This window comes from Capnocytophaga sp. oral taxon 878 (assembly GCF_002999135.1).
Lineage (GTDB): Bacteria > Bacteroidota > Bacteroidia > Flavobacteriales > Flavobacteriaceae > Capnocytophaga.
Genome location: NZ_CP027229.1, coordinates 2036082 through 2050672 on the forward strand (window position 1 = coordinate 2036082; position 14591 = coordinate 2050672).

At 38.4% G+C, this 14591-nt stretch carries 12 protein-coding genes; 4 read left to right on the forward strand and 8 right to left on the reverse strand.

Annotated features, from left to right (window positions below; genetic code table 11):
* Positions 1-47: 47 nt before the first annotated feature.
* The 6 genes from C4H12_RS09115 to C4H12_RS09145 all read right to left on the reverse strand — a co-directional run bounded on the left by C4H12_RS09115 (position 48) and on the right by C4H12_RS09145 (position 4935).
* Positions 48-1589 carry a carbohydrate-binding domain-containing protein gene (locus C4H12_RS09115; RefSeq protein ID WP_106098639.1) on the reverse strand — a complete coding sequence of 514 codons (1542 nt, stop codon included), beginning with the start codon at positions 1587-1589 and terminating at the stop codon, positions 48-50.
* A 287-nt stretch (positions 1590-1876) separates the two neighbouring features.
* Entirely contained in the window at positions 1877-2191 is a 315-nt protein-coding gene (locus C4H12_RS09120) for a hypothetical protein (protein WP_106098640.1), read from the reverse strand.
* A gap of 811 nt (positions 2192-3002) precedes the next feature.
* A complete protein-coding gene (locus C4H12_RS09130; RefSeq protein ID WP_106098642.1) occupies positions 3003-3548 on the reverse strand; it encodes a DUF4303 domain-containing protein in 546 nt (181 codons plus the stop codon).
* A 47-nt stretch (positions 3549-3595) separates the two neighbouring features.
* Positions 3596-4033, reverse strand: coding sequence for an SMI1/KNR4 family protein (locus tag C4H12_RS09135; protein WP_106098643.1), 438 nt, complete (start codon positions 4031-4033; stop codon positions 3596-3598).
* A 45-nt stretch (positions 4034-4078) separates the two neighbouring features.
* Positions 4079-4423: a hypothetical protein gene (locus C4H12_RS09140; protein ID WP_106098644.1), complete on the reverse strand. Its 345-nt coding sequence runs from the start codon at positions 4421-4423 to the stop codon at positions 4079-4081.
* 62 nt (positions 4424-4485) lie between these two features.
* Positions 4486-4935, reverse strand: a complete 450-nt coding sequence (locus C4H12_RS09145; protein ID WP_106098645.1) for a hypothetical protein — start codon at positions 4933-4935, stop codon at positions 4486-4488.
* Positions 4936-5333: 398 nt separating this feature from the next.
* Between C4H12_RS09145 and C4H12_RS09155 the strand changes: the two genes are divergently transcribed.
* From C4H12_RS09155 to C4H12_RS09170, 4 genes are all read left to right on the forward strand, one after another.
* Complete coding sequence (locus C4H12_RS09155) at positions 5334-5786, forward strand: hypothetical protein (protein WP_254424744.1); 453 nt, start codon at positions 5334-5336, stop codon at positions 5784-5786.
* 1 nt (position 5787) lies between these two features.
* Positions 5788-6924 carry a DUF2062 domain-containing protein gene (locus C4H12_RS09160; RefSeq protein WP_106098648.1) on the forward strand — a complete coding sequence of 379 codons (1137 nt, stop codon included), beginning with the start codon at positions 5788-5790 and terminating at the stop codon, positions 6922-6924.
* A gap of 79 nt (positions 6925-7003) precedes the next feature.
* Entirely contained in the window at positions 7004-10075 is a 3072-nt protein-coding gene (locus C4H12_RS09165) for a SusC/RagA family TonB-linked outer membrane protein (protein WP_106098649.1), read from the forward strand.
* Positions 10076-10086: 11 nt separating this feature from the next.
* Positions 10087-11619: a RagB/SusD family nutrient uptake outer membrane protein gene (locus tag C4H12_RS09170; protein WP_106098650.1), complete on the forward strand. Its 1533-nt coding sequence runs from the start codon at positions 10087-10089 to the stop codon at positions 11617-11619.
* A gap of 81 nt (positions 11620-11700) precedes the next feature.
* On the opposite strand, the gene C4H12_RS09175 is transcribed toward C4H12_RS09170, so the two are convergent.
* Both C4H12_RS09175 and C4H12_RS09180 read right to left on the reverse strand, forming a co-directional pair.
* The gene (locus tag C4H12_RS09175; RefSeq protein ID WP_106098651.1) at positions 11701-12339 is read right to left on the reverse strand and encodes a CBS domain-containing protein; all 639 of its coding nucleotides are present in this window, start codon (positions 12337-12339) and stop codon (positions 11701-11703) included.
* Between the two features lie 32 nt (positions 12340-12371).
* Positions 12372-14540: a PepSY domain-containing protein gene (locus C4H12_RS09180; protein ID WP_106098652.1), complete on the reverse strand. Its 2169-nt coding sequence runs from the start codon at positions 14538-14540 to the stop codon at positions 12372-12374.
* Positions 14541-14591: the final 51 nt, after the last annotated feature.

Genomic DNA, 14591 nt, shown 5'->3' on the forward strand with positions numbered 1-14591 from the left:
CCTTTCTTGCTATATGAAAAGGGTTTTCTTTTTTATTGCCTATTAATTTACCAACCTCTGCCCCCGAATCGTCCTCCAAAACCAGAACTTACTCCAGAAGTAGTAACTTGTGAACTTACTGTAAACTGGCTACTTGATGTACCTCCGCTATAAGTGCCTGAGGTGTATAGCCCATTAAATTCTTCGCCGCTGGTTACAGTACCACCCATATACAGATTGTAAGTGCTATTGGCTAGCTTGGAGTTAGAAACCATTAAGTGACTATAAGCTACTGGAGCTTTGAATGTAACTACCTCGGTACCTGAAGTAGAGGTGATATTCACTATTTGTGAAGCTAAACCTGATAAGCCTCCTAATACTACTGTTTTTTGGGTAGAAGAAGTAAGAGGGGTATCGGGGGTGTTACCTACCCCTATGGCTACCAAATAACCTCCGGTAATAGTAAAACCTGTACTCCAAGAGCTATCTTCGGCAGTGGCATCGAGGCTGGTTTCGGGAGATGCTGCGGTGCCTATAGCTACTACTACCCCACCGGTGATACCTAACTTACCATTGGTATCGATAGCATCGTTACTGGTAGCATAAGCATAGGTTTTACCACCATTGAAGTAAAGCGCTTCTCCTGCATTGATAGCATCATCGGTAGTTTTGAGACTTATGGTTCCGCCATTGATAGTAAGGATATTTTTAGCTTCCAAGCCTTCGCCTTCTGCGGTTACATTGATAGTACCGCCATTTATAGTAAGATTGGCTACGCCAGAGGTAGTGCTTTCATAGGCAGCTGTAATACCATCGTCGCCAGCGTTGATAGTAATGGTACCGTCATTGATAAAGATTTTACCTTCTTCACATTGGATACCGTCCTTAGTACAAGTAAGATTAAGTGTACCACCATCGATATATACAGCAGAAGTTCCTTGTATAGCGTGTGAAGCCGCTGCTGTTACAGTTATATTACCTTCGGTTACGCGTACATAATTGGCAGCAATACCGTGTTTGGCATTACTTGCTAAGCTAAGGCTTCCGGAGCCTTCAAAGAGCAAAGCTCCTGAACTGAGGAAAGCAGTTGCTAAAGAGCTGCTAAGAGTATTGGTAGTGCCAGCTGTGAGCTGAACAAAAGCCTTCACATTGGAATTGATGAGAACTGCAGCCCCACTAGCATTGGTGATATTAGCCCCATTAAGGGTGAGCTTAAAGGCATCGGTACTAGTGATAGCTAACTGACCGCTACTGGCTGTGCCAGACACTTTATATTCGACCCCTGAAGCAGTAGAATTGACTGTTACTAGCCCATTGCTTTGGGTAATGGTTACGCCTAATACGTTATTACTAACAGTGGCTGAAGTGCCATTAAAAACGATATTTACGGTGCTGCCGAAGCTGTTATTGGCAAGCAAATCGGAGGTATCTTTACCGGTTGTAGTGGTACCTAATTTGTTACTTGATGTAGTACTAGCAGCAGAGACTGTGATACTGCCTGAGGAACTACCTGTTGTAGTGGTAGTAGTAGTGGTATCATCATTTTTGGAGCAAGCCATTAGCATAGATACAGCTACTGCCCCTGCCATTAAAAGAAAAGGGTTCTTCATAGTTATAAGGCTTTAAGTTCTTTGATGAGGCAAAGGTAGTGCAGGAAGTGCTCAGGTTACAACTAAAATCGATGAAAAGCACGATTTTATAGACAAAAAGGAAGTTTTAGAGGATAGATGAGGGAAAAGATTTTCTATAAAAATTTGTTACATAATAGCCAAAGCGGTTTATTTGATTGGGGCATAATTACAAATCTTTTTCCAATTAACAATAAATAACCTATAAAATAATTAGCAAAATAATGGGGAAATGTGACGGTTAGTATAAATGAATAATCAGAGTATTTTTAGATTTTGTTGTTTTCTTCCCAAAACTCTACTAGTTTTTCATACAAACAATGGATTAAAAGCATTTCATCTTCTTTAGTTAAAGTCTTTGTGAAATCTTTTTTAAAAAGGTAATATTTTATTTGTTGAGAAAAGACAAAGTTAGTCGGTAATTTGTATTTAGAAGCTAACCACTCGCTAAACCCCTTTAACAATATATTATCTTTAGCTAGATCATAGCCAATAATAAGAGATACGTAGTTACTATAAGTACTATCGGGTACAAACACACCGATGCGGTCCTTTATATGTCTAAACAATTCTATTTCTTTCATATAACACACTATCTACAATTTTTAAAGAGAATATCGGCTATAAAACGTGCACAAAGCCAGCGATTTGGTGTAGCTGGTATATAAAACCTGAGGGTGAATTATTAGAATTACTGTACCCATAAAAAAGGGTTTATACAGATTTCTAAAATCTCTTTAGCACTAACATATTCATTAAATGTTAGGAAAATAACAATCATTATCATAGGAAAATAATAGTGCCATACAAATATTACTATTGGGAAAATATAGTAACTAAAGTTGCTAATATTCCATTTTTTTAATATATACTTCATTGCTTTAAAAACAATAAAATGCAAAGACGAAATCCAAATAAGTAAAAAACATAGTTTGATCAAGTATTTAATAGAAAAATTACTTGTGAACTCTACAATATCTGGTTTGATAGAGAATAGGTATGATAAAAAATTAGTGCTGAAAAAGCTACTACTTTCTAAATAAGCAAAGAATATTTTTAGTATTAAAAGAGTGAGTACTATTATATATAAAAAGTCACTCATTATTTTTTTGGGAGGATAAAACATATATTTCATTATAATACACTATCTACAATTTCTTTTTCTTCAAACTAATCTATTATATTATTCATAAATAGTTTTACTTTTTAAATTTCTAAAGAGAATGCACTTCTGTGCTCTCATTGGCTATTGTTTATGGATTTTAGTCTCTATAAAAACCAACTTTTAAGTTTTCTTTCTCTATGAGTTCCTTTAAAATATTACTTACAACAAAATTAGACATATATTTAGCTTCTCTAGCAATAAGAAGGTTTTTTGTTTTATAATAAATAGTATTACTCCTCTACTTTGGGATTATCTTTTAACCATTCTTGAATGTTCTTTGCTTCATTGAGTAAAAGGGCTCTATCTACATCAGAATTGTCGTTAGGAATACACTCAACATTGATATAGACTTGCTCTCTCGGTTGGTTAATAGAGAAAATGCCTTCCTGATCCAATTTTTGCATCGCTTGTACCATTGCCGAGACTCTTAGTTCAAACTCTCGCTCTATTTCATCTTCGTCTTCCATATCAAAAATACTAGGATAAGTATCTAACAAACTTTGAACAGGCTTGAAATATTCTTCACCAAAAGCGTAATAAGGCGAATCGGCAAAGTTCCATTTGTATAACCAAATTTCTTCTTTAGGGTGTTTGGACTTCTCTCTATCCAAAGCTTCATAAGACCAAGCTGATAGAATAGGTGCATAGCCCTCGGCAGGAGCAAGTAATACACAATTGTAATAATGTTCCTTGTTCTTAAACAATTCCAAGAATGCTTCTTTAGCACACTTATAGATAAGCTGACTTAATGCTTCTGTTCGCGCTTCTTCTGTCATTTTAATTTGATGCTACTTGTTGAAAATATTGAGGATTTATTACCTAATTATGGTAAAGTGGTATGTTCTAAAATGGTTATAAACTCGGTAAATGTATCGCATACAAAGTAGGTATTACAATCACTATTGGAAGCCTCAAAAAAGTGAGAATGGTCATAGAAATAAATCCCTTTGGAGAAATCACCTACATCTTCGGTTACTAAAAGGAGCATTCCTCCTCCTGGATCTCTCCCGATGACAAGACTTTTGCTCGGAAAATCCTCACTGAACTCTTCATAGATTTTTATACATTTTTCTATATTATAGAAAAGATCAAACATAATGTATTCCTCTATATCCTTTACATAGAAATAGGCTTCATCAATGGTAGCACCGTCATTTTGGGCTAAAAAATTAAAATAATCATCGGGCAAGGTAAAGCCTAAAAACTCCTGAAAAGCAAGGGCTTTTGCTTCACTCCCTTTGTTAATTGCTTCTATTTTCATACTTGTAAAATATTTTTTTGTGGATTGGTAAAGCGTTGGAAGCTTTTAATCCTGAAAATCATCATACTCAAAGTAATGGTCGATAGCTGCTAAAAGGACGTCGGTATCCTCGGTAGTTAGCGATTCATTATGATCAAACTTATTGTCAATAATGTCTTGAAAAATGCCTACTTCTGAAAAGTAAGCTACTTCAAATTGGGCTAATGATTCGGGGACTTCTCCGTACTTAGTTTCGACAGAATCTTGATCAAATTCCTCATCACTGGATAAAACCCAAAATGCTGCCTGTTGATAATTATTCTGTTTTTCTCCTTCGATATAAATACCACCAGGGTAAGGCAATTGCTTGTAATCTTTGATAAGTTCTTTTATTGTTTTGTAATGTTGCATATTGATATATAAATTAAAATGTTTTTGTGTTTGGGATAAGGGGTGTGAGCTATAGGTTATGGCTATTGTTGTAAGACTTCTAATCTGTTGTTGATAATATTTTGGTTGGTTATTATTTCTAACCCACATAGTTGGGCTTTATTATCTGTATTAAAGCATAAAAGGAGTTGTTCTTTTTTATAAATATAATAGTGTCTGGTTATATTTTCTAATATATTATCTGTAAAATTGGGTTGGGCGAATTTTTGTTTTATCAGTGAGAAACTATCTTTAAATTGTACTGGAAAGTTTATGCTTTGTAATATTTTATTAGCTATTTGTGTTATAGTTTGAGAAGTAAGAATATCTTCAAAACTAATGGCTGAAACTTTATTAGTTGTTTTTTCGGCAAAGAATATAATATTCCAACCTAAACAATCGGCTTTGCCTTCGACTTGAGAATAGGTAAATTGATTGGTATAAAAGGTGCTTGTAAAGGAAGCGAGTTGTAATTTATCGATGTGTATTCTCATTTTAATGGTGTTTTAAGTAGCTATGTGCTTTTGTTGGGCAGGTGCGTGCTAGTGGTATTGGGGGCAAATATACGATAAATAAATGAATTATTGTTTTAAAGGGTGTAAAAAAATGGGGGTTATTTTGTGTGACTTTGGGGAGATATGGGGTTGGCGTTATTGGAGGGACTATCCTTCGCGACATACTCAGCTGTGCCAGCTCGCTGACTATAGTTCGTTTATCCTTCGTTATTCGTTCGTTATTCGTTCGTTCGGGGTAGGGGGTGGTTGGGAGGTGCTTGGAAGGGAGGGGGATAGAGGGCAAGAGATAAGGGGGGTGCGGTAGGGGTTGGGATGATTGGCCTATTAATTGCTAATTGTTAATTGATAATTATTTTGTACTTTTGCACTTTAATACGATGGAAAGAACTATGAAATACTTGGTGTTGGTTTTATGCATTTGTGCTTTGCCCTTGCGAGGGCAGAGTATTGGTGAGGTGCGGAGGGCATACCCTACGGCTTCGGCAAGCAAAGAGGAGGCTACGGCTTTTGTTGCCCTAATGGCTAAAGCGCCTGCTACTGATGTGGTGCTAAGTGCCTACAAGGGGGCGAGCTTGATGATATTGGCTAAATTTGGAGGGAAACGCACAGCCTTGCTAAAAGAAGGGAAAGCGCTTATAGAGGGCGCCTTAGCACAAGAGCCCGAAAATGCTGAATTGCACCTTATACGGCTAAGTGTGCAGCAAAATCTGCCCAAAATAGTGCCTTACAGGAATAATATTGCTGCTGACAAGGCTTTTTTAAAGGCTCATTACAGCAAGCAACCGGCGGACTTGCAGGCGTATATTTCGGGGTTTTTAGAGCTGAAATAAGATGAATTACTGCGTATTAATACCGACATATAACAATGCTAAAACCCTTGCCCGCGTGGTGGAAGGGGTATTACAGCATACGCCTAATGTAATAGTGGTGAACGATGGGGCTACGGATGAGACTGGGGTTATATTGGCACAATACCCAGAGCTTACGGTGATACATCTGCCTCAAAACAAGGGTAAGGGGAATGCGCTGCGCATAGGATTTGAAAAGGCGAGAGAGCTGGGGTATGAGTATGCGATTACGATAGACTCGGACGGGCAACACTACCCTGATGATATACCGCTATTTATAGAAGCTGCTAAGGAAGAAACAGCGCCCGTACTGCTGGTGGGTAACCGCAATATGGCACAGGAAGGGGTGCCTAAGAAGAGTAGTTTTGGGCATAAATTTTCGAACTTTTGGTTTCATCTGGAAACGGGGGTGCGATTACCCGACACGCAATCGGGGTACCGGCTATACCCCTTGGAGGCGATTCCTAAAAAGTACTATACTGAAAAGTTTGAGTTTGAAATAGAAGTGCTGGTGCGCAGCAGTTGGCGTGGTGTGACAGTAAAGAACGTGCCTATAAGGGTGCTATACAAGGCAGAAGAAAGAGTATCGCACTTTAGACCTTTAAGGGATTTTGCGCGTATTAGCATACTGAACAGCGTGCTGGTGCTTATAGCTCTTTTCTACATAAAACCGCGTGATTTTATTAGAGAAGCGAGGAAAAAGAGCCTGAAGCAATTTGTTAAAGAGAACATCTTGGAGAGTGATAGCAGCCATAAGGTAAAGGCATACTCGGTAGCTTTGGGGGCTTTTTTTGGGTTATCGCCATTTTGGGGATTACAAACGGTTTTGACCATTAGCTTGGCGGTATTTTTTAAGCTTAATAAGGCATTGGCTTTTGTGTTTTCAAACTTGAGTATCCCGCCAATGATACCAGTACTATTACTGAGCTCACTAAAAGTAGGCTCATGGTTTGTAGGAGGAAGTGTATTACCAGAGGGAGGTGAAGTTACTAAAGAATACATATTAAACAACTTATTGCAGTATGTAATAGGGAGCTTGGTAATAGCGGTAAGCATATCAGCCTTATTAGGCGTTCTTACTTACTTAGGCTTAAAGATAAGAGATAGAAGAGGAAACTAAAAAATGTGATATTTACAAGAGAAAATTTGGTAATTTGGAATTTATTTGTACTTTTGCAGTCTAATAATAAAGAAGAATTATGAATTTGAAAAACTTGTTTGTTTGCATTTCTTTTCTGTTGCTATCGGCTACAATGGTGGCGCAGAATTTAGAAGTTTCGGGTACTGTAAAGGATGACAAAGGGTTACCTTTGCCAGGTGTATTGGTACTGATAAAAGGCACACAGAACGGGGCATCGACAGATGAAAATGGGAGATATACCGTTCGTGCAAAAGCCGGTGATGTGCTTAATTTTAGTTTTTTAGGTATGCAACCTATTGATAAAAAGGTAGGTGGTAATACTAAAAAAATAGATGTAGTGATGAGTGAAGAAGCCGAACAACTAGAAGAAATGATAGTTACCGGTTATGGAGCTCCTAAAATAGCAAGCCGCACCGTAGCACATGTAGCGCAAGTACAGGGTAAAGATGTGAGTAGTGCTCCTATTGCCAGTGTATCGGACGCGTTACAAGGCCGCCTAGCAGGGGTGGTAGTTACCTCTGGCTCGGGACGCCCAGGTAGTAATAGTGAAATCCTTATTCACGGGTATAACAACTTTCAAGGAGCTTTATCCAAAACAGGCACCCAAGAGCCTCTGTTCATAATGGATGGTATTGCTGTGAGTAGCAGTGTGATGAGTGATTTCAACCCTAATGATATTGAAAACATTACGGTACTGAAAGACGCGGCTTCGACTTCTATTTACGGGGCACGTGCTGCTAACGGTGTGGTACTTATCACTACCAAAAAAGGACGCCGCAATGAGCGCACTAATATTACTATTAGCAATCAGTTAGGCTTTTCAGCCCTAACTAATGCAAGTAGGAAATTCTTTGACGATATGATGACTCCGCGCGAGTATATGGACTTTTGGCTTGAAAGAAGTCCTTCTTCTATAATCTCGGCGGCAGGAATGAGTAGATTGGGTAATACTCGTGAAGTAGCAGAAGCTGCTGCTAATAAAATTCTACAAGACAACCCATATAACACACAGTGGGATAGATTTTTCTTCCGTGACTTTGTGCCCCTTACACGTACTGATGTTTCACTTTCGGGAGGGACAGAAAGTACTTCCTACTATCTTTCATTGGGATATTTTAAACAAGAAGGTACTTCAAATCCATCTTCTGATTACACCCGTTATACCCTTAACGGTAGTGTTAGCACACAAATCACAAAGTGGCTGAAAACAGGTATTTCATTTGCTGCAGGGCATAATGAACGTGATGGTAGTGGATCGGACTCGACTATCCGTATGAATACACTGCCTTTTTACTCGCCTACTTATGAAGACGGTAGGAGGAAGGACTATATTAATAGTATTATAAGTCCGTCATTAGGGTTCTATCACCCTGAATACTATGCAGAAAAGCACCCAAGATCTACCATTAGTGATGATTTTATGCCTTCAGGATTTATTACTATTGAACCTATTAAGAACTTGATATTTAAAACACAAGGAGGGGTACAATACGGGTATGGAGATGTAGAGAATAAAGAGCTTTCCTCTTTTATGATATACAAACAGCGTACTCCCGCCCCTACTACTAATGCTTATGCTCTTTTTAGCAGTAGTAGATCACTTAGAAAGACACTTACTAACACCTTGGAATACCGTTTCCTTTTAGGAGCTAAGAAACAACATAGTTTTAATGCGTTATTAGGACAAGAGTCTATAGAAAATAGTTCAAAAACATTAACAGTAATAACCTATGGACAGCCTTCGGATGGGCTTTCGACGCTTTCGCATGGTAATAAGAACCAAACAGTAGAAGATGATAAAACTACTACTACTTTTAATTCTTATTTTGGGCGATTGGAATACTCTTATGGTAGTAAGTACTTTTTAGACCTTTCAATACGTCGTGATGGTTCATCGGCTTTTGGGAAGAATAACCATTATGGTAATTTCTGGGCATTGGGAGCGATGTGGAAACTAAAACAAGAGAATTTCTTGAAAGATGTAAACTGGCTTACAGATTTAAACTTGCGTTTTAGTACAGGTTTATCGGGTAATTCAGGAGGAGGTAGCTATAATCACCTTACCACCATTGAAGGATCTGATTACTATCAGCAAAATATGGGATATACCATTTACCGCTTAGGAAACCCTAACTTACATTGGGAAGAACAGCGCAAAACTACAGTAGGAGTTAATGTTGTGATTGATAGAGCAACCTCATTTAACATTGAGTACTATGACCGTGAAACCTACGATATGCTTTCAAGTAGGGAACTTAACACTACCTCGGGACAAAATCAGTTTATGGATAATGCCGGAGGAATGCGCAACCGAGGTGTAGACTTTACTTTCTCATCGGTAGTTTACAGAAATGCTGCTAATGATTTTACGATTCGCCCTTATTTTAACGTAAACTATAACGTACAGGAAATAACCTCTCTTTTTGGTAATAAAATATCTGATATAAGTACAAGTTCAGGAGTAGGATATAAATTGGGTAGAGCACTAGAATGGGCAGCCGTTATTAGGAAAGGAGTAAATCCTACAACAGGACTTACTGAATACTATGTACCTGGTACAGACCGTATGGAACAGGTAACAGATGATAATAATGTAACTACTTCTTATGATGACAGTAAACTAATACAAACTACTGGTAAGAAAATGCAAGCTCCTGTAAATGGAGGTTTTGGGTGGAATATCAACTACAAGAGCTTTAGCTTGGATATGGCATTTTCATTCTCATTGGGTAGGTATGTGGTAAATAACGATATGAGATATGTAGAAAATCCTGGTAGATTTGGGGTGTACAATATGAGTAGAAAAGTATTTGACTACTGGAAACAAGCTGGTGATAATACACGTCACCCTAAAGTAAATTCGGATGCATTTATATATAGCTTAGATTCACGACTTATACAAGATGCTTCATATATGCGTATGAAGAGTATTAGCCTTAGCTACCGTTTGCCTAAGAAGGTTATTGACCAAATAGGATTCTTTGACGGGATACGCTTATATACTACTGCTAGGAATATCTTTACGCTTACTAAATACGAAGGGGCTGACCCTGAATCGGCTAGTGCTATTTCTTTAGGAGGATATCCCCCATCTCGTGAGTTTACCTTAGGGATAGATATTAATTTTTAAAATGTAAATCGATGAAAAACTTATATAAAATACTTATATTGATAAGCATTCCGTTTTTGCTAAATGCTTGTTTCAGTCTTGATCAAGAGCCTTATAAAGAACTTAGCCAAAAGAACTCTTTTAAAAGCTTACAAGATGCACAATATTGGGTAAATGGAATGTACGCTACTTTGCGTGGTAATGTGTATGGAAGAGCAATGTATGCTAGTGATGCACAAGCTGATTTTGCTAACTTAGCAAGGCGTTCATCTAACAATGATATTCTTACTGAAATACATAACTGGACCCTTTTGACCTCATCTAATGGGGTAATAGCTACTATTTGGCAAAAATACTTTGATGCTATTCAAAATATAAATATAGGGATAGAGGGTATTCCTACTATACCTATATCGGCACAAGGTGCTACCTCGGCTAGGGCTCAGATTAATCAAAATATGGGTGAACTATACTTGGCAAGGGCTTACTATTATACTTATTTGGTAACACATTTCTGCCCTGCTTATGATGAAAGTTCGGTATATGGGTTACCTTTGCTTGATAAACCTACTATTAATGATTTTCCTAAAAGAAGTACTGTAAAAGAGACTTATGAGTTTATTTTGGCTGATATAACACGAGCACAACAATTGCTAAGTAATGTAACTGGAAGTGCTGGTAAAACTACTTTTTCGAAAGATGCTGCAACTGCCCTTAAAGCGCGTGTGTTACTTTATAAAGAAGATTGGGCAGGAGCTTATCAAGCTGCAACTGGACTTATTTCGGCTGGTACCTACCCTCTAACTACTACTTCGTCTACTTTGCAAAATGTATGGGAGAAAGATGCTACTGCTGAGTCAATAACACAACTATATGCACGCTATGACAAAGGAAATACTGCTGAATTACCTAATGGTAATGATGTATACTTAGGAGAAGAAAAAAGCTATTACACACAGCGAGTACTTTACTATTATCCTAAACTAATTCCTACTCAATCATTTGTAGATTTATTTGATAATACAGATTTTAGGAAGAGCGTATATATTAGGAAACTATTCGCTAATTATTCTGAGACAAAATACAATAATATCTATTTAGTATACAAGTATCCTGATAATGATGAGTTAAAGAATAGTCCTAGAGATGATTCTAGTTACTTACATAGACCTAAAGTATTCCGCATAGCTGAATTATACCTTATAGCAGCTGAAGCTGCTTATAAAAATGGCGATCAGACCAATGCTAAAGTTTACTTAGATAGATTGCGCACTGCACGTGGTATTGGTAGTGTTACTTATACCGACTTATGGGCTGAGATACAAAACGAGCGCAATAGAGAACTTGCTTTTGAAGGCTTCCGTATGGCTGATATCAAGCGTTGGGGATTAGGTGTGGTACGTGGTACCCCTCAGAATCTTGATGCTATTGTATCTGATCCTGCCGATCAGTACAATCAGTTGAATATTCCTGCTGGAAATTACAAAATGACTTGGCCTATACCGCCAAATGATGTTAAATATCAGCAAGGTAAAGCTGACTGGGCGCAAAACCCAGGTTGGTAGGCTAATATAATTACAAAAAGAGAGAGAGTCCGAAGAGCTTTAAAAGCTTTTTGGACTCTTTCTTATTTGGAAGTAATGTTATCACATATTGAGGTATTTTTCAAAATAATGTGATATGTCTTTCAGCTCTTGTCGGTAATTATCATCCTCTTTTTCGGAAAGGATTCCATAGCCATAACGGCGGAAGGCTTGGAGTATTTCGGAGAGAGGATTGGCTATTACTTTTAATGTGATATGGACTGTTTTAGCAGTATAACCAGAAATGTAAATACCTAAAAGCCTACCATGATGTTCCTCTACTATTCTGCTAATTTGGGAGAAAGAATAATCGTTTTGCTTTTTCTCTAAGATAATTACACGCCCTGCTTCTTGTACAAAAGGTGTTTCGGTAAGTTGTTGCACAAAATCGGTAAGGAGGTAGTAACCTACAAACTGATGGGTAGCTGTAAGTACTGGCAGCATATTGGTGCGGTAAGTAGAAAAAGCCTCTACAACCTCATCCCAAGCAGCTGTATTCAAGACAAAGAAGGATTCAAAAGCATAATGATAATCGGACACGAGGGCTTCATTAGGCTCATTCTCAATAAAATCCTTATGTAATACCCCCATAAAGGTAGCACCTTCACATACTGGCAATGCATCAAGAGTATGGGCTTCAAAAAGGAGTTTAGCCTCTTCGACCGAAGTTTTAGGGTTGATATACAGTGAATATGTAGTCATTATTTTAGGGATTAGAGGTTAGAGGGTTAATATTAATAACAATCGGTTTTGAGTTGTCCTTGATTTTCAAAATGGCTGAGAGGCTGGCGAAGGTGGAAACGGCAAAGCTCATCAAGTGTTTCGGTTACGGCTTTGAGCATAGCCAGTGAGCCACATATCATTATCACCCCTCCCCTACTGAGCAGTTGTGCAAAAAAGTCGGAATGCTGCTTGATAAGGTCCTGTACATAAAAACGGTCGGCTTCACGAGAGAGAGCTTGCCAGTAGTTAGTAAGTTTCCCTTCGGCAGTAAAGGTATCGGTATAGGGTTGATATATTTTTAGAGCCTCGGCTTTGCGACAGCCCCACACTAAGGTAAGCGGTTTTTGGGCTGTATTATGAGCTATCATTCCTAAGAAAGGAGCCATACCTGAACCATTGGCAATACAAGCTATTTCGGGAGCCTCTGCAGGGAAATGAAAACGCTCATTAAGTACTATAGCCCCTTGTAGAGTATCGCCTGTTTTTAGAGTGTTTAGGTAGTTGGTAACAACCCCATTGGGTATGAGTTTTATACTAAGCAACAGTTCTCCATTTTCCATTTTGGCCACTGAGTAGAGACGTTCGCGCTGATCGGAAGGGGTAATGCTGAGCAAATCACCAGAGGTAAAAGTTATTTTTTTGGTAGGCTGCAAACGCAATAAGAAAATATTATCATCGGTTACTGGGGTACGCTGAACAACAGTAAAAGGAATATATTTGCGTTTTTTTCTTTTGAGTTCGGCTGGTGAGAGGCGCAAAGTAAGGTCTTGAGAAACAGACCAACGGCTTGCCCACAAACTGAAAGCCTCAAACGACTGTTCATTAATAGTATGCAAAGGAGTCATAGCCTGAGCGTGAGGTAGTTTGGCTAATAACATATCAACCTGGCGGGCATACTCACAAAAAAGTGGGTAGGTGAGTGAGCCAAAACCTACTACTGTATACCCAAAAGGTTGCACTATAGGATACTGAGCAAAGAGCTGGGTAAAATAAGTAGCAGTAGTAGGAGCATCACCATCACCATAGGTACTAGTGAAGATGAGTAACTGCTCCATTTGAGGATAGTTGGTAAAACGGTTCATTTCGGTAAGAAACGACTTTTTGCCCTGACGGAGTAACTCATTATGTACTAAGCGTGCAAAATTACGAGTAGTCCCCCCTTCGGTACCTACTAAAATGATATAATTACAATCGTCTTTAGAGAAAGGATTAATAGGCCTCTTTTTGCGTTGTTTTTTGAGTGTAATAGCAAAGCCTGTATATATGAAGAACAACACAGCTAAAGCTGAAAACAATAGTACTGTTGCCCATATAGGATGCCCCTTACCTATGTGCAAGGTACGCACTAAATACGACAAGGCTTTTGTAGCTGAAACTGACGCACTAATAACCTCACCTGTGAACTGATTCACTTCTATGTTCTTATTGATAAAATCAATTTTATAGACCTCCTCTACATCTTCAAAGGCAGGAAAATCGACTTTGCGAACTTCGGATAATGGTACATTAAAAGCCTCGATATTGGCTATGGGTACTACAGGAGTATCGGGTAAGGTAGAGGCATCATACTGATGAACTGGGGTATATTTAGGGATAAGTCCAACAGTTTCTAAGCCCATATATACCCCAGTAAGAGCAATGATAAGCAATGGTATGAGCGCCCAACGCCCTACTGCTGTGTGATAATGATTATTAAACTTCTCGCCCTTAGGTAGCTTTTTGAGAAAATTTTGCCAGCCTAACTGCTTACGCGCTATGTACCAAAGACCAGAGAGGAGTATCACAACAAAACACAAAGCAACTACCCCCATTACTACACGCCCTGTTTTGCCAAGAAAGAGAGAGCGGTGGAGGGTTTTGTTCCATTGTATGAACTTAGGAGTTTCATAGGTGCCTTGTATAACCTCGGCAGAATGGGGATGAATAAAGAGTGTTTTGCCTTCGGTAGTTTCGACCTTTACAAAGTGATTGCGGTCGATACTCATTTTTAAGGCATCTATTTGTTTTTCTTTAAGAGCATTAAGCGTTTGGGCAAGGGTAGTACTTTCAAACTCGGGACTTTTGTAAGGTAACGTTTGATTATACACCGATTCGGCTGCTAAGATAGCCCCTGTGAGAGCTGCCAGCAGAATGAATACCCCTGCTATTAGGGCACATATTAAATGAAGTTTTCTTGTCATTTATCAATTAATCGCAATCTGGTTCTATAGCTATAACGCCTTGATATGCTT